Source organism: Marinomonas sp. 15G6-16, assembly GCF_055809555.1.
Window position 1 is genome coordinate 3,178,978 of the sequence record NZ_CM147916.1, and the last position, 18,508, is coordinate 3,197,485.

Here is an 18,508-nt window from a genome sequence, read left to right on the forward strand (position 1 = left end):
TGGGTACCTGACCTAGAGCATCTAGGTCAGGTAAGTTATTAAGTTTGATGCGTCTATAGGACAAAGGAGATTTCTGTGAGTACTGAAATCATTCGAGTACCGGATATTGGCGGTGCGACTGATGTCGAAGTTATTGAGATCAGTGTAAGTGTTGGTGACGTGATTGACGTTGACCAATCTATTATTGTTTTAGAAACAGATAAAGCATCTATGGATGTACCATCTTCTATGGCCGGAAAGGTTGTAAGTATTTCTGTAAAAGAAGGTGATAAAGTTTCTGAAGGCGATGACGTTCTTGTTATTGAAGTAGAAGGTGCTGGATCTGCGCCGGAAGCAAAAGAAGAAGCGGCTCCAGCTGCTGCTCCGGCAACAGCAAGTGCTTCTGTTTCTAGTGAACAGCAAGTAAATGTACCTGATATTGGTGGCTCAACAGACGTTGAGGTTATCGAAGTTTGTGTATCTGAAGGTGATGTGGTTGAAGAAGGTGATTCTTTAATCGTATTGGAAACAGACAAAGCTTCAATGGACATTCCATCTCCTTTCTCAGGAAAAGTAGGTACGATTCAAATTAAAGTAGGCGATACCGTTTCTGAAGGTGCTGCTGTTTTAATGATGGTTACTGAAAGTGCTGGAGACGAAGCTCCTGCTCCTGTTTCAGCGGCTCCTGCAGCTGAAGCTGCGGCACCAGTATCTGGTGGCGTTGAAGCAGTTAATGTGCCTGATATCGGTGGTGCTGAAGGCGTTGACGTTATTGAAGTGGCAGTTGCTGTTGGTGATACCGTTTCAGAAGGCGATTCTATTATCGTTCTTGAAACAGATAAAGCATCTATGGAAATCCCAGCACCTAAATCAGGTGTTGTTAAATCTCTTTCTATTAAAGAAGGTGATACGGTTTCTGAAGGCGACTTGATTCTTGAGCTTGAAGTTGAGGGTGGTGTATCTGCTCCTGCAGAAGCACCTAAAACATCTGCTCCAGCAGCGGCGCCAAGTGCACCTGTGACATCAGCTCCAGCTAAAGCGACGGCACCAGTAGATCAATCAGCTGTATTGTCTTCACCTTCTAAAAAGGTTCATGCTGGTCCTGCTGTACGTATGCTGGCTCGTGAATTGGGTGTTGATCTTTCATTGGTTCGTCCTACTGGACCTCGTGGTCGTATTCTTAAAGAAGACTTACACGCATACGTGAAAGCAGCTGTTAAGAAAGCTGAATCTGCTCCAGCTGGTGCTGCGAGTGCTGGTTTGCCAACAGTTCCAGATCAAGACTTCAGTAAGTTCGGTGAAGTTGAAGTTGTTAAAATGAGTAAGATTCAGCGTTTAACTGCTGAAAACATGGTACGCAATGCGCTTGTTGTGCCTTCTGTTACTCAGTTTGATAAAGCAGATATCTCTGATCTTGAAAGCTTCCGTAAAGGCTTGAAAGGCGAAATGGAAAAACAAGGTGTGAAATTAACACCACTTCCATTCCTAATTAAAGCTGTTGCTCAAGCAATGGTTGCCAATCCAAGCTTCAATGTTTCATTGATGGCTGACGGTGAAAGCTATGTGCAGAAGAAATACGTTCACATTGGTATTGCGGTAGATTCTCCTGCAGGCCTTGTTGTTCCAGTATTGCGTGATGCAGATAAGAAGTCTGTTATTCAGATTGCAAAAGAAGCTGGTGAGCTAATCAAGAAAGCACTTGATAAGCAATTGAAGCCTGCGGATATGCAAGGCGGTTGTTTCACAATCTCTAGCCTTGGTGCAATCGGTGGTACAGGCTTTACGCCAATCGTGAATTGTCCTGAAGTTGGTATTCTAGGTGTTTCTAAAGCGGACATTGAACCGCGTTGGAATGGCAAAGAATTCGAGCCTCGTACAATGTTGCCTCTATGCCTATCTTACGATCATAGAGCGGTAAACGGTGGTGATGCAGGTCGTTTCATGACTTACTTGAATTCATTGTTGAGTGACGTTCGTCGCCTAACACTGTAATTTCAATGTGTTTTAAAAAGCCGCTCTATATGAGCGGCTTTTTTATTGGCTATTGAAACTAAGTAATCTTCCATCCATCGCTGTGGCCTCCCTTGGCTTTTTAAAAAACAGATAGACTATTAAATCTGGATAAATGTTAGGGAGAGTGAAGTTGTGGAACGTACAGTGCGTGCTTTATTGGGGAGTTAATAGAAAGGCCTGATGTTTGGCCTCACTATTAATTGGTGGCTTCAATGGTTTATTTCGTTGAAGGTGATTCCGCTGCTTCATCTTCTTTAATGCGAAGGTAAATTTCTTCACGGTGGACGGCGACACTTTTTGGCGCCTTTATACCTATACGAACTTGATTGCCCTTAACGTCTAGTACTGTAATTTCCGTATCGTCTCCAATATTAATGCTTTCCCCTGTTCTTCGGGTGATGACTAACATAATTCCTATCCTTTGGTTGTTATCGTGTCTAAAAAATACAGTTTTAGCTGTATTTTTGTCAACTGAGTTTAATGTATAAGGTCTATTTTGATGTAGCAATATTACAGCTTAAATAAACGGCGTAAATAGAACTTTCTAAGCTTTTACACTTTCAAAAGAGCTCGAGCTTCTTTAACAACACCTATAACTTGAATGTCTTTTGTTGCCTCTATCGCATGATAAAGTGGATTTAATGGTTTTAAATACACTCGACCTGCATCTAATACGAACTTCTTGAAGGTTATCTCATTGCTCTGTAGCATTTTTGCGACAATCAAGTCACCATTTTGAGGTGTAAGACTCGGTTCAACAAAAATGAAATAGCCTTCTGGAACGCTAGACCCAGAAGGTGAGGTCATGTAATCACCTACGACTTTTAACCAAAAAGATTTATCGGATTCGCTATATTCTGTGTACATCCACTTTGTTTGTTCAGTATCAACATTGAATGTAGGCCAATTTGCAGCTTGATCATGTGTAATGACTGGTCGAGCTTGAATTTGGTTTGCTTGAAGAGGTTTTACTTTCTCGCTCTTGTATCGGGGAATCGACTCTTTGAGTTCAGTATATTCGCCAGACTCTAACCATTCGACATCACATTCTAATGCCTTTGAAAGAGCAACAATTTTACGAGGATTTTGCGTCTTACCATCTTCAATCTTTTGAAGAGATTGTTGGCTAATGCCGACAAGGCTTGCTAACTGCGCTTGAGTTAGTCCAAGTTCGATTCTTTTTTCTTTAACGCGATCAGCAATAGTCATTTGACGATAATTACAACTTTTTCTGTATTTGACAAACAATAAAAACTGTCATCAAATACAGTAAAAGTTGTTAGGAGGGGCTGTATGACAGCTATTGCGAAAGCAATTGAAATTATTGGTAGTCAAACGGCACTTGCAAAAATGCTAGGTGTAAAACAAGCGCATGTATGGAATTGGTTGCATATACACAAACGTGCGCCAGCTAAGTATATAAGGCGCATATCGCTTGCTACAGAAGGGAAAGTAACAGAAAGTGAGTTATTACAAGATCACGAGGTGTAATTACCCTGTTTAACTGATTTTTGATTTATTTCTACTCCTATCAAATTCTTTCCTAGGAATACTTAAAAACAATCACCATATAAAGCACCTTAAAAAGGTGTTTTGTTGTACAATCCGTCGCGAATTTTATTGTCCTTTTCTTAAATATTATAAGTGTAGTAAGTGACCCCTATGGCGACGAAAGCAACTGTCTATAAAGCATCCGTACAAGTTTCTGATATGGACCGACATCATTACCAAGGATACGACCTGACTCTGGCATTACATCCGTCAGAAACAGAAGAGCGCATGATGGTTCGCTTAGCGGCATTTGCCTTGTTGGCCGATGAAAAAGAAGGGGACGAACAGCTGAGCTTTACCAAAGGTATTAGCACGGAAGATGAGCCGGATTTATGGCAAAAGAACTTCTCTGATGAAGTGCTATTGTGGGTGGAACTTGGCCAACCTGATGAGAAGCGCCTAAGAAAAGCTTGTGGTCGTGGTCAGCAAGTTGTGGTGGTGAACTACAACGATAAATCCGATATTTGGTGGGATCAAAATAAAGGCAAAACCAGCCGTTTTAACAACCTACGTATTTTGCAATTCCCTGAATCTCAAGTGATTGAACTTTCCAAATTATGCGCCCGCTCTATGCAGCTTAATGTCACAATTCAAGACAATGAAATGTGGATTTCTAGTGAGTTGGGCGAATGCCGATTAACACCAATATGGCGAGGAGAGCAGTAAGCTCCCTCGCTTATGTCTTAAATCCTGTATAGGGCTTATGCTCTATGTAGGTTTTTCTGGAACAAAGCCACGGCTTTTGAGTAACACTCAAGGGCCAATGCTGGGTCGTAACGGTCACCTTCATCACGCATAAAAGCATGTTGTCCATTAAACTCATGCCAGCTAAATAAACGTTCTGTATTCAAGAGCTGCTGATAAATCTTTTGTCGGCCTTCTGTTGGCACATGAGGATCTTGTTTCCCCCATACCATGACTAATTCTCCCTGAATCTCATTTGTGCGAGTGAAAGAGTCATTACCTTCCTGACAAGGAATGGTATTCGAGTGAATGTCTGTAGCATACAAACAGAAAGCCGCTTGTATACGAGGATTTAGTGCCGCACGATAAGCCAAATGACCACCTAAACATACCCCCATAGAACCAAATTGCCCTGTACAATAATCGGCTTTTTCAAAATGCTCGATCATAGCAACAGTGTCACTGTCATGAGACTCTAAAGGTTTGGTGAATTTGTCATCATTGCCTTTGTCTTTACCTTCATCATCGTACGCCAATACAGTGCCAATTGGGTTTAGTTCATGGAAAACTTCAGGAACAATCACCACAAAACCATGTCCAGCCATCATCATGGCAGAGCGCGTGATAGGTGCCGTTTGTTGGAAAATTTCAGAATAAAAGAAGATACATGGAAAGCGGCCTTCGGCTTGAGGGCGATAAATCGTGCAACGCATTGTGCCTGTTGGCGTGTTAATATCTTCATCGTGATGTTGAATGATCATGGAATTCCTTAAAGAGAAGGTTATTTTTTATCATGATATTCGACCCTTCAAGTTGTGACAAATATTGAATTGAAAAGAAGAGATCCGCAATATGCGCATTTTACTGCTCAGTGCCTATGAAGCCAGCAGTCATAAAGCTTGGGCTGAAACCCTAATGTCGGGTTTGGCTCATCATGATTGGCGCTATTTAGCCTTGCCAGCGCGGCACTTTGCTTGGCGCATACGAGGTAATGCAATGAGCTTTGCCTTTGATCCTGCCTTTAAAGAAACCTTAGAAAAACCCTTTGATTTAGTGATCGCGACCTCCATGACCGATTGCGCAGGGTTGAAAGCCTTTTGCCCAGATTTACAAAACATTCCTTGGTTGTTGTACTTCCATGAAAATCAGTTTTCTTACCCAAAAAACAGCCAGCAGCAGGGCATCATTGAAATGCAAATGGTGACGCTTTACAGTGCCTTATCTGCTGACCTATGTGTGTTTAATAGTCAATTTAATCGAACGTCTTTTTTTCAAGGGGCGCGAGCCTTGCTGAAAAAGCTCCCTGATTATGTGTATCCAGATTGGCTGGATAAAACAGAAGAAACCTCTCAGGTGCTAGCAGTTCCTCTGTCGAACGATATTTTTAAAATGGGTGATAACCCTATTGAAAATCATGACGAAAAGCTGGATAAAAAGCTTAAACTGGTTTGGTCTGCTCGCTGGGAATACGACAAAGGGCCAGATCGATTACTAGCCATCTTGGAAGAAATGGAAGCACGTCAGATAGATTATGAAATAGCGATTTTGGGTGAACAATTTCGTTCAGTTCCAAAAGAGTTTGAACAGATAAACCAGAACTTCTCTCATCGTATAACCCAATTCGGGTTTGCTGAATCAAGACAAGACTACTTAGACATCTTAGCGTCTTCTGACATGGTGTTGTCTACTGCGTTACATGAATTCCAAGGCCTGTCTGTTTTAGAAGCGGTGGCATTAGGTTGCACACCAATTTTGCCAAATAGACAGGTTTACCCTGAGTTATTTGGTGACGCTTTCCTCTATGAAAGTGACTTAGATAATGTAAAGAAAGAAGCGCGATCTGCTGTTAAATTGATTGAAAAACATCAAAAAATGATGGCATCAGTTATAGATGTTAGTGATTTTCAAGAAAGCAGTTTGCTGAAAAAGTACAATGATTTTTTTGGCGAATTAACAAAAAGCACCATCCGCTGAACTTTTGCTCATAAGCTTAATCAAATACCTTTGATAGTGTTCTAATCGGAGGTGTTATGGCATTTTTATTGGGTGGAATACGCCACCATGAAATAAAGAAAAATAAGACCATTTTTGCACGAATTCATCAAGATGAAAGCGTCATCACTCATCATTATATTCAGTGTGTTGATCATGTTCTTCATTATGTTTCTTCTCCTCAACTTGCTTCTCAACCAGAAATGAAAAGCAGCGTTGTGTTTGTTCATGGAACACCTGGAAGCTGGGTCAGCTTTTCCCGTTATTTCGAAAATGAAGAGGTTACAAATCATTTTTCAATTCATGCGATTGACCGGCCAGGCTGGGGAGAATCCGGTTACGATAAAGGCCACTTTCCTTATTCCTTGAGTGAGCAATCACGGCTAATCGGGCCAATGTTAGAAGCTATCTGGAAAGCCAATAAGCAACAAAAAATCCTCTTGGTTGGTCATTCATTTGGTGGCTCTTTAGTACCAAAGTTGGCGGTGGATTACCCTCAATATGTCAAAGGGATAATTGTGTTAGCAGGGGACTTGGATCCTGAATTATCGGAAGCCCGTTGGTTCAATAAATTAATGGCTCGTTTACCCAATATTTGTTTCCCAAAGCGTTGGGTAAATTCTAATGAGGAAGTATTAGCTATTCGACCAAGCCTGACACATTTACAAACAGAATTTTCTCAAATATCCATGCCCATTTCTGTGTTACAAGGTCGTCAGGATGGCTTAGTGAGACCAGATAATGCTGTTAAAGCGCTAGACATATTCTCATCGGCTGAAGTGGAAGTAATTATGCTAGATGGCGCCAGTCACATCATTAATTTAACTCATGTTTATGATGTTAAAGAGGCCATTGCTAACATGGCTAAAAAGGCTTGATAAATATATTTAACTCATTGTTTTAAAATAGAAAATAAAAGGATTTAGTGGGATTTTTTATTTTTTCTGTATTTTTGTTTAATTTCAAAAGACGGCTTGTAAAGTCAATTTAAGTCTTTTATGCTGTTTGCAAATTGTCCGTCGGGGTGCCTCGTTTTAGTAGGCTGAGAGATGAAATTTCATTAACCCGGTGAACCTGATCCGATTAGTATCGGCGTAGGGAACGGATGCGATGTTATGCAGTCTTCTTATGCATTTTTTCGTGCACTCATTTCCTATGTCGCCTGATAAAACTGGGTGATATACATGTCTCGTCTTCAAGACAAAACAGCATCAAAAGCAACACCAATTGCGTTAACCATTGCAGGCTCTGATAGCGGCGGTGGCGCTGGAATTCAAGCGGATTTAAAAGCCTTTTCTGCCAATGGTGTCTATGGCGCAAGCGTGCTTACTGCCGTCACTGCACAAAATACACAGGCGGTCACCGCCGTTCATCCTATTCCCATTGATATTGTTACCGCTCAAATTGTCGCTGTGCTTGATGATCTAAATGTTCAAGCCATTAAAATCGGTATGTTGTTCTCCAGTGATTTAGTCATTGCTGCGGCGAATGCCTTACAAGACTTCAAGGGCTTGGTGGTGTTAGATCCTGTGATGATTGCCAAATCTGGCGATGCGCTTTTGCAGGAAGCAGCGGTTAACGCACTCAAATCCGAACTGATTCCACGAGTGGATTTGCTCACACCAAATTACCCAGAAGCCAAAGTCTTGTTAGGTTTATCTCCTCAAGATGCTTTCGATGACAGTCGACTTATTCCCCATGCTTTTGAGTTACTCAAGCTCGGTGCAAAGCATGTTTTGTTGAAAGGGGGCACGGTGAAAGTGACATCTGTACTGATGTGTTGGTGAGTGAAAATCTAGAGCCAATCACATTTCACGCCCCACGAATCAACACAAAAAACACCCACGGAACAGGCTGTACTTACTCTTCCAGCATTGCCGCTTGGTTAGCCAAAGGCGCGACGATGGCTGAAGCAGTTAAGCAATCTCACTCTTATCTTCATCGAGCGATTGAATGCGCAGACCAATTACACATTGGGTCTGGTCATGGGCCTGTTCACCACTTTCATCGTATGTGGGAAACAGAGAGTCAGTGGGGGAAAAATGAACGCATTTAAAGATCAAGTCATTGTACTAGGCGCAGGTGTGGCGGGCCTTTGTGTGGCGACGGAATTGGTTGAACGAGGCATCATTCCAACGGTAATTGATCGTCAATTGGAGCCCGGCCCGGAGTCTTGTTCTTGGTGGGCGGGAGGCATGCTCGCGCCATATTGTGAAGTAGAAAGCGCAGAAGATGCGGTGTTGCATTACGGTAAAAAAGCCGCAGGCTGGTGGCAAAAACATACAGACGTGGTGAAGTATCAAGGCTCATTGGTATTGGCGTTACAGCGAGATCAAGCAGACTTACAGCGTTTTGCAAACCGAACTCAAGCTTACGATGTATTGGATGCAGATGGCATTGCTGAACTTGAGCCTGACTTATCAGGTCGATTCTCCCGAGGCTTGTATTATGGCGAAGAAGCCCATTTGTCTCCACGGAATGCATTGCGTGCATTGAAAAGCAAATTGATACAGCAAGGCGTTGAATTCATTTGCCAAGATGTAGAACCAGAAGTCTTAACCAAAGACGGCTTAGTAATTGACTGTCGTGGCATTCAAGCAAAGCCTGATTTAAATAGTTTGCGTGGTGTGAAAGGCGAAATGCTGATTTTACGTTGCCCAGAAGTGCAACTCACTAGACCCGTACGCTTACTTCATCCTCGTATTCCTTTGTATATCGTCCCCCGTGGAGACGGTGTTTACATGCTAGGTGCCACCATGGTGGAAAGTAGTGCGAAAAAACACGCCACAGCGCGCTCTATCATGGAATTATTAAATGCCGCATACGTACTGAACCCTGCCTTTGGCGAAGCAGAAATTCTCGAAATCGGTGTAGACAGCCGTCCAGCCTTTGCAGACAACCTTCCTCGTATACATCGTCAAGGGCAGATCGTCCGAGCTAATGGCTTATATCGCCATGGTTTTTTGCTCGCGCCAACCTTGGCAAAAATGGTGGCTGATTATCTAGACCAAGGCGTGGAATCCGAATGGTTTGACATAAAAGCGTCTGATACTCAAAAGAGGTCATAAATTTATGAAACATATACAGGTAAATAGCGAAACAGTAACGGTGAAATCGGAACAGCTTTCTGACCTTTTGATTGAGTTAGGTTATGGCGATTCTGTGGTTGCGACCGCTGTAAATGGTGATTTTGTTGCCCAAGGCAATCGAGTCAACACACAAATAAAAGAAGGCGACCGCATTGAAGTGCTTGCCCCAATGCAAGGAGGTTGATGATGAGAGACTTTTACGGCGTGCAATTGGAAACGCCTTTTATGCTAGGAACCGCACAATACCCTTCGCCTGCGATTCTGGCGAAAGCCTTTGAGCAAAGTAAAGCCAGTGTAGCAACGGTTTCACTACGCCGTGAAGCCAGTGGCGACAAAGCAGGGCAAGATTTCTGGCGTTTAATTCAGCAGTTAAACGTGCATGTGCTGCCAAATACAGCCGGTTGCCACACAGTAAAGGAAGCTGTGACTACCGCACATATGGCGCGGGAAGTCTTTGGGACGTCTTGGATTAAGTTAGAAGTGATTGGTGAGGAAGACACCTTGCAACCAGACGTATTTGGCTTGGTGGAAGCAGCCAAAATCCTCACTGAAGAGGGGTTTCAAGTTTTCCCTTACACCACAGAAGATTTAGTTGTCGCGGATAAACTGGTTAACGCCGGTTGTCGTGTATTGATGCCATGGGGCGCACCGATTGGCTCTGGCATGGGACTAAACAACGTGTTTGGTTTGCGGGCGCTACGGGCGCACTTTCCTGATATTCCATTGGTTGTGGATGCTGGGTTGGGTTTGCCAAGCCAAGCCGCACAAGCCATGGAGCTTGGAATGGATGCCATTTTGCTCAACACCGCCGTCTCCAAAGCAGGCGACCCAGTCATGATGGCAGAAGCCTTTGCTGGTGCGATTCGTGCAGGGCAGTTGGCCGCAAAAGCAGACCCTATGGTGCCACGCGATATGGCATCACCTTCTACGCCTGTTTTAGGCAAAGCTTTTTGGATTGATGTGATGATAAAACTAAGCCGTTTTTACCCCATTTTTGACAGCAGTGAATGGATAGAACGTTTGGTGCCTCTTGGCATTAAGCTGGTTCAACTACGTATGAAAGATTGCACAGAAGCCCATTTACGCGAAGAGATTCAAAAAGCCAAAGCGGTTTGCGATCAACATGGTTGTGCTCTTGTGATCAACGATTATTGGCAACTGGCCATCGAACTGGATTGTGAATGGATTCACCTTGGCCAAGAAGATTTGGATACTGCCGACATAGAGAAGATCAAACAAGCAGGGCTGAAAATCGGCATCAGCACCCATGATGAAGAAGAGCTAGCAAGAGCGTGCCAATTGTCGCCAGATTACATTGCCCTTGGGCCTGTTTATCCGACCATTTTGAAAAAGATGAAATGGCATCAACAAGGGCTAGAAAAAGTCACTGAGTGGAAAGAAAAAGTCGGTCAAACCTCCTTGGTGGCGATTGGTGGCATGTCCGTTGAACGAGCCGAAGGGGCATTTGACGCTGGAGCGGATATTGTCGCTGCTGTGACGGACATTACTTTGCATACTGATCCAGAAGCACGAATCAAAGCGTGGTTACAAGTGTGTGCCAATGAACCTGATGAGGTGAGCGCATGAGTCGTTATAAACGCCAAACATGCTTGCCTGAAGTCGGCGAGGTAGGGCAGAAGGCATTTGCTTCGGCTCGAGTTCTTGTCGTTGGTGCGGGTGGTTTAGGTTGTGCCGTGTTGCCTTATCTTGTGGCGGCGGGCGTTGGTGAAATCACCTTGGTGGATGGCGACGTGGTGTCCCTGTCAAACTTGCATCGACAAGTCTTGTATCGCGAAGCGGACATTGACTCTCCTAAAGTCGAATGTGCCAAACGCCATCTGGTTACGCTAAATAAAGAATGTGATATCACGACACATTTTACTGATTTGACACCGAGTAATGTGGCGGCACTTTGCGATGGTATGGATGTGATTTTAGATTGTGCCGATAATTTTTCCGTGAGTTATGTTTTATCGGATTACTGTCATGCTCACTCTCTTAAATTAGTGTCTGCCTCTGCTTTGGGTTTTGAAGGTTATGTGGGCGGATTTTGTGGCGACAAACCCTCGTTAAGAGCGGTATTTCCAGAGCTTCCACAGCGAGCAAAAAACTGTTCTACGGCTGGAGTTATGGGGCCAGTAGTTGGTGCCATTGGCAGCTTGCAAGCACAATTTACCCTGAATATTTTATTGAATATTGAGCCTTCTCTTCTTGGGCAACTGGTCTCTATGGATCTGCGTAGTTTTCGTCAAAGCCATTTTCGTTTTGATGACGCGCCGGAACCATCACCTGAGCATTATTTAGGCTTCATCAGTAAAGAACACATGACCTCCCAAGACTGGGTTATGGATTTACGCACTATCACTTTAGACGAATTTGAACTGCAAAAACTCCAACCAAATACGACACAACGAGCTGTGTTGGTCTGCCGTACAGGGCTGACCGCATGGCGCGCGGCACGGAAATTACAAACTTATTGGCAAGGTGAAATAAGACTGATTGCACTGGGTGACGATCCTCTGTAATGGCTTTTTAGCCGCTCAATAAAACTCCCTTAAACCTTTATTAAACAGAATAAAGCGATCATAGATTATGACGAATAAAATACCAGATTATGGAAAAACATTTACTCTTATGCGAGACGGTTGCGGGCCACAATGGCGTGACTACATTGAGCACGATTTTGTAAAAGGCTTGGCGGATGGTTCTTTACCACAAGCGTCTTTTTTGCAGTATATGGTTCAAGATTACGTTTACCTTGTTCATTACGCTCGCGCTTGGGCTTTAGGTGTGGTGAAAGCGGAATCTCCAGAAGAAATGAAACTGTGTGCCGCCACAGTAGACTCATTGATTAACCACGAGTTTTCCCTACACATTCAAACTTGTGCGGCTCAAGGCATTGATGAAGCCTCTTTGTTTAATGCGAAAGAAGAGTTAGAAACCATCGCTTACACCCGTTATGTGTTGGACTCTGGCTTGCAAGGGGACTTCCTCGATTTGATCTTAGCTCTTGCGCCTTGTGCGTTCGGTTATGGTGAAATCGGCTTGCGTTTAAAAGAGAGCGTTTACGAAGGTCACCCTTATGAAAAATGGATTAATACCTACTGCGGTGACGCCTTTCAAGAAGTGTGTGTTGAAGTAGGCCGATTAGTCGATATGGCGATCAGCACTCGCATTGGCGACAACCCAACACAAAGCCCTCGCTGGGCGAAAATGCAAGAGCGTTTCACCAAGGCGGTGGAGCTTGAGGCCGAGTTTTGGGGAATGGGCTTTAGAGCTCGAAACAAAGGAGAAGGGTACCAAGGAGCAGGGTACAAAGGAACAGTTAATCAAGAAGCAGTTAAAAAAGGAGAGAAACATGCTTGATACACAAACGGCCATTATTTGGCTTGTACTATTTGCAGCCATCTTTGCTGTGGTGGGATTATTATTTGCACGCCGTCACCAAGAAGGTTTGGAAGACTTTATCGTGGCCCGTAACAGCCAAACTAGCCAAGCAACTTTGCTGACCTTGTTGGCAACGACTATGGGAACCTGGGTGTTATTTGGCCCTGCTGAATCGGCCACTTGGGGCGGTGTCGGTGCCATCTTAGGTTATGCACTGGGTGTGCTGATTCCAAGTTTTGTGATGATTCCTCTAGGTGCAAGAATTCGCCAATTGATGCCGAAAGGTCATACATTAACTGAGTTCGTTTATGCTCGTTATGGCCGTAGTGTCTATGTTGTTGTGCTCTTTATCATGCTGTTCTATTTGTTTATCAGCCTTACTGCTGGGCTAACAGGTATTGCTCAAATGGTTGCCTTGTTAGCACCTGTACCGCTTTGGGTTACGGCCAGCATTGTGATGTTGTCTACCTTACTTTATACCTTGTACGGTGGCTTAAAAGTGACCATTTTTACTGACCGTATTCAAATGCTTGTTATCTTGCCTTTTATCTTATTTATTCTGTTTTTAGGCTGGCAAGCAACAGGCGGTATTGCCCCTGTCATTTCTGGTTTACAGGAAAAAGCACCGCACTTATTAAATCCGTTTGACAGCACAGGCATGGAAACTGGGGTGACTTTCTTCTTGGCAGTGTGCCTAACGGGCTTATTTTACCAAGGCACATGGCAGCGCATCTTTGCCGCCAAAGACAATAAAGTGATTCGTAATGGCTTTATTTATAGCGGACTGATCAGCTTTCCTATCATCTTAGCCCTTGGTGTATTTGGCTTGGCGTTTGTTGGCTTGTCTGTTACAGGAACAGGTTCTACTGCCTTGTTTAGCGTGATGTTAGGCAGTGCGCCTTATTGGTTGTTGATTGGTATGATCTTCTTCGGCTTGGCGTTAATCATGAGTAGTGCAGACTCGACAATCAGTGGATTTCACAGCTTGTTTATTGTTGATTTAAACCGACTGCTTCCTAACCTTGAAAATGAAAAGCTAGCTGTGGTATCCCGTTGGTTGATTGTTGCGATTTCGGTTCTCGCTCTGATCGTGGCATCCAAAGGGTTCAGCATTTTGTATCTTTTCTTGCTGGCGGATTTACTCTGCTGTGCCGCAGCGTTCCCTGTGTTTTTCGGATTCTACAATGCCCGTTATCAAAGTTACCAGGCGTTACTTAGTTTGATCAGTGGCTTAGTGGCTGGATTTATTTACTTCCCATTACCAGGCGAACCGATTGCCTTCTTGTATGAGTCTTTCCTATTGGCGACACTGGTGCCAGTTGGTGTCTCTTTGGTGTTGATTCTAGTGCCAAGTAAAACAGTATTCGATTTCTCATTGATCACACAGAAAATCAAAAAGCTAAGTAATTAACTTATATTGTCTGGTTTGAAAAGCACATTGGCTCTAGGGTTGATGTGCTTTTTTTATAGAAACGGCGTATAAAATAATGGATAGCTCTGATTGAGATAGATTAGACTTTTTATTTGGCGGACATATGAAGATAACAGGTAAATCCAAACTTTTAGCCATTATTGGCGATCCTATTTCTCAGGCGAAAACCCCAATAATGGCCAATGAGCGATTGGCTGAATTAGGGTGTTTGGGGCAATATGTTCTGATGCCAATGGAAGTGCACTCATCCGATTTAATTAGGTGTGTTGAAGGATTAAGGAAGATAAAAAACTTCTCGGGGGCCGTGATCACCATGCCTCATAAAAAAGCGATTGTGCCTTTATTGGACGACGTTACGGCAGAAGCTGAGATTGTTGGGGCTGTTAACACTGTTTTTTGTCATGCGAATGGGCGCTTACAAGGGACTATTCTAGACGGTGAAGGCTTTGTTCACGGCTTGATTAATGAAGGTTATACAGTCTCTGGTAGTCATTGTGTTTTGGCTGGCGCAGGAGGCGCCGCTTCTGCCATTGCGTTTTCTCTGCTAAAACAGGGTTGTGACCGTTTGTATGTTCAAAATAGAACCCAAGCAAAAGCCATTGAACTGGTAAAACGGTTAAAGCGAACTTTTCCAGAAAAGAATATTCAAGCTTATGTGCCTGACAACCAGATGTTTGATATAGCCATTAATGGAACCAAACTAGGTATGTCAGAAGAAGATGATTTGCCATTTTCTGAATCCATTATTCAACGAAGTAATCTCATTGCTGAATGTGTTCTTGCGCCGGATATGACCAAGTTATTAATGACGGCTAAAGCTTCTGGAAAGCAGATACACAAAGGTAAGCATATGCTTCAAGCGCAATTAGACTTAATGTTACGTTTTATGGGAGTGGATCTATAGGGTTGAGGCTTATCGCACAGAAGATTCATTGATATACCAGGTTTTATCTTTGCAATGAATACCAATGGTGATTAAGGCTTCGCGTTTTTCATAAATTCCTTTCCAAACGAATCGTAAGCTGGTGGCAGCGCCATCAATGGGATGACCTTGCAGCATGCCAAAGTATTCGTAACTTAAGTTTTCACCATTTCTGTTTTGCATCTCTTTAATGTCGCTTTCAAATTGTTCTTTGGAAAAGTTGACCAGATGCCTTGCTTCATAGTGTTTGATAAAAAGGGCGTAATTCCCTGTGTCGTCCGCTTCTAGCATTTCTTGCAGGAAGTTTTCAGCGATGGTTTTTTCCTTTAAATATTCAGTCACCATGATTCCTTTAAATGAGTTAAACCATGTGTATTATGCAACAAAAAAGCCCCACTTTAAGCAAAGTGAGGCTTTTAAAGTATTTTAAATTAGCACAAGGCTATTTTAAAAACTAAACATTAACCGCAGAAATTAGCTCTGGTGCTGTACTCATTTCTTCAAGTGGTGGCGCGAAGTCCGTCAACTTGATGCCTTCTACTGCAGCTTTGTATTCATCCATAGTTGGGAAGCGTCCCAATACAGTTGAAAGAACAACCAAAGGAGTAGAACCTAGTAGAGATTCACCTTTCTTCTCTGCAGAGTCAGCTACTACACGGCCTTGGAACAAGCGAGTAGAAGTCGCTAGAACCGTATCACCTGGTTCTGCTTTCTCTTGGTTACCCATACATAGGTTACAGCCAGGGCGCTCTAGGTACAGAATGTTTTCGTATTTAGTACGAGCTTCGCCTTTTGGTTTAGAATCGTCAAATTCAAAACCTGCGTATTTAGCAAGGATTTCCCAATCGCCTTCCGCTTTTAGCTCATCAACGATGTTGTATGTTGGTGGAGCAACAACCAATGGCGCTTTGAACGCTACGCTGCCATTTTGCTTCTCAATGTTGCGTAGCATTTGAGCGATGATTTGCATGTCGCCCTTGTGCACCATACAAGAACCAACGAAGCCTAGATCTACAGGTTTGTTTTCGTAGAAAGAAACTTGGCGGATCACGTCGTGAGTGTAACGCTTAGACACATCGTCATTGTTTACATCTGGATCAGCAATCATTGGCTCAACGATTTCGTCTAGATCAACAACCACTTCTGCGTAGTATTTTGCATTGTTGTCTGGAGAAAGTGCTGGTTGCTCGCCAGATTTGATGCCAGCAATACGCTTATCAGCAAGAGCAATTAGACCATGAAGTGTTTTCGCTTCATTTTCCATGCCTTTGTCGATCATGATTTGAATACGTTTTTTCGCTAACTCAAGAGATTGAATCAAAGTCTCATCTTGGGAAATACAGATAGAAGCTTTCGCTTTCATTTCTGCAGTCCAGTCAGTGAAAGTGAAGGCTTGGTCAGCAAGCAATGTACCGATGTGTACTTCGATAACGCGACCTTGGAAAACGTTCTCGCCGCCAAATTGCTTAAGCATTTGTGCTTGAGTTGCGTGTACAACGTCACGGAAGTCCATGTGATCCTTCATAGTACCTTTAAAGGTAACTTTTACAGAATCAGGGATCGGCATAGTTGCTTCACCTGTTGCTAGTGCCAATGCAACTGTTCCTGAGTCGGCACCGAATGCAACACCTTTAGACATACGAGTATGGGAGTCACCACCAATGATGATCGCAGTGTCATCTACAGTAATGTCATTCAATACTTTGTGAATAACGTCTGTCATTGGAGGGTAAACGCCTTTAGGGTCACGCGCAGTGATCAAACCAAACTTATTCATGAAAGACATAAGTTTTGGAATGTTCGCTTGTGCTTTAGAGTCCCAAACAGACGCTGTGTGACAGCCTGACTGATAAGCGCCATCAACACTTGGAGAAATAACGGTTGCAGCCATTGACTCAAGTTCTTGAGAAGTCATCAAACCAGTTGTGTCTTGAGAACCAACAATGTTCACTTTAACACGAACGTCAGAACCAGCATGAAGAGGGCGGTCAGAGCTTACGCCAACAGCATTTTTGTTGAAGATTTTCTCAACAGCCGTTAGACCTTGGTCATCATGAGAGATTTCTTTCGCTGGAGCGAAAACAGTTGGGATTGGCATGCCTAGTGTTTCAGCTGCAAACGTTTGTAGTTTTTTACCGAATACAACAGCGTATGAACCACCGGCTTTCATGAACTCAACTTGTTGAGGTGTGAAAGCAGAAGAAACGTCAACAAGCTCTTTGTCGCCGTTGTAAAGTTTCTTTTTCTTCGTGTCGATTGTTAAAACAGTACCTGTTTCTACAGAGTACGCTTGTTCAAGAACCGCATCGCCATTTGCATCAACAACTGTGTTGCCATTTTCGTCTACTTTCTTAACCCAGTTTTTAAGGTCTAAACCGATACCGCCAGTTACACCAACAGTCGTTAAGAAGATAGGAGAAATACCATTTGTACCTGCAACAACAGGTGCAAAGTTAACGAATGGAATGTATGGGCTAGCTTGCTTACCCGCCCAAAGTGCAACGTTGTTCACACCAGACATACGGGAAGAACCTACACCCATTGTGCCTTTTTCTGCGATAAGCATCACTTTCGCGTTAGGGTGTTTCGCTTGCAATGCTTTGATTTCTGCCTGAGCCTCAGGAGTGATCATGCATTTACCATGAAGTTCACGGTCAGAACGAGAGTGAGCTTGGTTACCAGGAGAAAGTAAGTCAGTAGAGATATCACCTTCTGCAGCGATGTAGGTAACAACTTCAATTTTCTCATCGATTTCAGGAAGCTTAGTGAAGAACTCAGCTTGTGCGTAGCTTTCAAGAACGTCTTTAGCGATCGCGTTGCCTGCTTTGTAAGCCGCTTCAAGGCGTTCCATATCTGCTTCGTATAGGAATACTTGAGTTTTTAAAACTTCAGCAGATGGTTTAGCAACTGCTGCGTCATCAGACAATGCAAGGTCAATCAAGGCTTCTACAGAAGGGCCGCCTTTCATGTGAGATAGTTGTTCTAGAGCGAATTCAGGTGTGATTTCAGCAACCGTTTCTTCGCCTAAAATGATTTCTTTAAGGAACTTAGCCTTAACAACAGCGGCACTGGTTGTACCTGGCAAAGTGTTGTAGATAAAGAAGTTAAGAGAATCTTCGCGATATTGATTCCCTGTATCTTTAATTTGCTCAATGATTTCCGCTAAAAGGTCAGCGCCGTCAATTGGTTTAGGATGCAGGTCTTGACCTTTTCGCTCTTCAATTTCTTTTAAGTACTCTAAATACAGGCTCATTTGCACCTCGGAATGATGGTTAATGTTATTTTCTATCAAAAGGGAGAGGAGTTGGTTTTGACTTTTCGACATCTAAGATATCGATCTCCAACCTGTGTCATCCCTTGATTAGCGGTTTTTGTACGAACAATTAGATTTAGTTACTCTGTGTTTTGTCTATTGAGACGACTCTAATCTGGCCGCGTCTTTCAGAGCATTAACATTAG

General features: G+C 43.3%; 17 protein-coding genes, 1 pseudogene and 1 riboswitch. Of the genes and pseudogenes, 13 read left to right on the plus strand and 5 right to left on the minus strand.

Features of this window, described 5'->3' with window-relative positions; all coding sequences use genetic code 11:
• Positions 1–75: 75 nt before the first annotated feature.
• On the plus strand, positions 76–1,971 hold the full coding sequence (gene aceF, locus AC0L46_RS15090) for a dihydrolipoyllysine-residue acetyltransferase (RefSeq protein WP_473504747.1): 1,896 nt from the start codon (positions 76–78) through the stop codon (positions 1,969–1,971).
• Between the two features lie 238 nt (positions 1,972–2,209).
• On the opposite strand, the gene csrA is transcribed toward aceF, so the two are convergent.
• Both csrA and AC0L46_RS15100 read right to left on the minus strand, forming a co-directional pair.
• Entirely contained in the window at positions 2,210–2,401 is a 192-nt protein-coding gene (gene csrA / locus AC0L46_RS15095; protein WP_414681905.1) for a carbon storage regulator CsrA, read from the minus strand.
• A 143-nt stretch (positions 2,402–2,544) separates the two neighbouring features.
• Entirely contained in the window at positions 2,545–3,201 is a 657-nt protein-coding gene (locus tag AC0L46_RS15100; RefSeq protein WP_473504749.1) for a LexA family protein, read from the minus strand.
• An 84-nt stretch (positions 3,202–3,285) separates the two neighbouring features.
• Here AC0L46_RS15100 and AC0L46_RS15105 point away from each other — a divergent pair, with 84 nt between their 5' ends.
• Together AC0L46_RS15105 and AC0L46_RS15110 are read left to right on the plus strand one after the other, a co-directional pair.
• On the plus strand, positions 3,286–3,483 hold the full coding sequence (locus AC0L46_RS15105; protein WP_414681903.1) for a helix-turn-helix domain-containing protein: 198 nt from the start codon (positions 3,286–3,288) through the stop codon (positions 3,481–3,483).
• Positions 3,484–3,654: 171 nt separating this feature from the next.
• A complete protein-coding gene (locus AC0L46_RS15110) occupies positions 3,655–4,209 on the plus strand; it encodes a YaeQ family protein (RefSeq protein WP_414681902.1) in 555 nt (184 codons plus the stop codon).
• Positions 4,210–4,244: 35 nt separating this feature from the next.
• Here the strand turns inward: AC0L46_RS15110 and AC0L46_RS15115 are convergent, their stop codons facing one another.
• Positions 4,245–4,988, minus strand: a complete 744-nt coding sequence (locus tag AC0L46_RS15115; RefSeq protein ID WP_473504752.1) for a dienelactone hydrolase family protein — start codon at positions 4,986–4,988, stop codon at positions 4,245–4,247.
• 91 nt (positions 4,989–5,079) lie between these two features.
• On the opposite strand from AC0L46_RS15115, the gene AC0L46_RS15120 reads away from it, so the two are divergent.
• From AC0L46_RS15120 to AC0L46_RS15165, 10 genes and pseudogenes are all read left to right on the plus strand, one after another.
• A complete protein-coding gene (locus tag AC0L46_RS15120) occupies positions 5,080–6,201 on the plus strand; it encodes a tRNA-queuosine alpha-mannosyltransferase domain-containing protein (protein WP_473504754.1) in 1,122 nt (373 codons plus the stop codon).
• Between the two features lie 56 nt (positions 6,202–6,257).
• A complete protein-coding gene (locus tag AC0L46_RS15125) occupies positions 6,258–7,097 on the plus strand; it encodes an alpha/beta fold hydrolase (RefSeq protein ID WP_473504756.1) in 840 nt (279 codons plus the stop codon).
• Between the two features lie 132 nt (positions 7,098–7,229).
• A riboswitch (TPP riboswitch) is annotated at positions 7,230–7,337 on the plus strand.
• A 66-nt stretch (positions 7,338–7,403) separates the two neighbouring features.
• Positions 7,404–8,275, plus strand: a pseudogene (thiD, locus tag AC0L46_RS15130) (bifunctional hydroxymethylpyrimidine kinase/phosphomethylpyrimidine kinase).
• The gene (gene thiO / locus AC0L46_RS15135) at positions 8,262–9,287 is read left to right on the plus strand and encodes a glycine oxidase ThiO (RefSeq protein ID WP_473504758.1); all 1,026 of its coding nucleotides are present in this window, start codon (positions 8,262–8,264) and stop codon (positions 9,285–9,287) included. The pseudogene thiD and the gene thiO overlap by 14 nt, the downstream one beginning before the upstream one ends.
• Positions 9,288–9,291: 4 nt before the next feature.
• On the plus strand, positions 9,292–9,492 hold the full coding sequence (gene thiS, locus AC0L46_RS15140; RefSeq protein WP_414681896.1) for a sulfur carrier protein ThiS: 201 nt from the start codon (positions 9,292–9,294) through the stop codon (positions 9,490–9,492).
• A complete protein-coding gene (locus AC0L46_RS15145) occupies positions 9,492–10,895 on the plus strand; it encodes a thiamine phosphate synthase (RefSeq protein WP_473504761.1) in 1,404 nt (467 codons plus the stop codon). The genes thiS and AC0L46_RS15145 overlap by 1 nt, the downstream gene beginning before the upstream one ends.
• Positions 10,892–11,833, plus strand: a complete 942-nt coding sequence (locus AC0L46_RS15150) for a HesA/MoeB/ThiF family protein (RefSeq protein WP_473504763.1) — start codon at positions 10,892–10,894, stop codon at positions 11,831–11,833. Before AC0L46_RS15145 ends, AC0L46_RS15150 begins: the two co-directional genes overlap by 4 nt.
• Positions 11,834–11,900: 67 nt before the next feature.
• Positions 11,901–12,674 carry a thiaminase II gene (gene tenA, locus AC0L46_RS15155; protein ID WP_473504764.1) on the plus strand — a complete coding sequence of 258 codons (774 nt, stop codon included), beginning with the start codon at positions 11,901–11,903 and terminating at the stop codon, positions 12,672–12,674.
• A complete protein-coding gene (locus AC0L46_RS15160; RefSeq protein WP_473504766.1) occupies positions 12,667–14,106 on the plus strand; it encodes a sodium:solute symporter family transporter in 1,440 nt (479 codons plus the stop codon). Before tenA ends, AC0L46_RS15160 begins: the two co-directional genes overlap by 8 nt.
• Positions 14,107–14,230: 124 nt before the next feature.
• Positions 14,231–15,031 (plus strand): shikimate dehydrogenase family protein, encoded by an 801-nt coding sequence (locus AC0L46_RS15165; RefSeq protein ID WP_473504768.1) that lies wholly within the window; start codon positions 14,231–14,233, stop codon positions 15,029–15,031.
• A gap of 9 nt (positions 15,032–15,040) precedes the next feature.
• On the opposite strand, the gene AC0L46_RS15170 is transcribed toward AC0L46_RS15165, so the two are convergent.
• Together AC0L46_RS15170 and AC0L46_RS15175 are read right to left on the minus strand one after the other, a co-directional pair.
• Entirely contained in the window at positions 15,041–15,391 is a 351-nt protein-coding gene (locus tag AC0L46_RS15170) for a hypothetical protein (protein WP_473504770.1), read from the minus strand.
• A 112-nt stretch (positions 15,392–15,503) separates the two neighbouring features.
• Positions 15,504–18,302, minus strand: a complete 2,799-nt coding sequence (locus AC0L46_RS15175) for a bifunctional aconitate hydratase 2/2-methylisocitrate dehydratase (protein ID WP_473504772.1) — start codon at positions 18,300–18,302, stop codon at positions 15,504–15,506.
• Positions 18,303–18,508 lie beyond the last annotated feature (206 nt).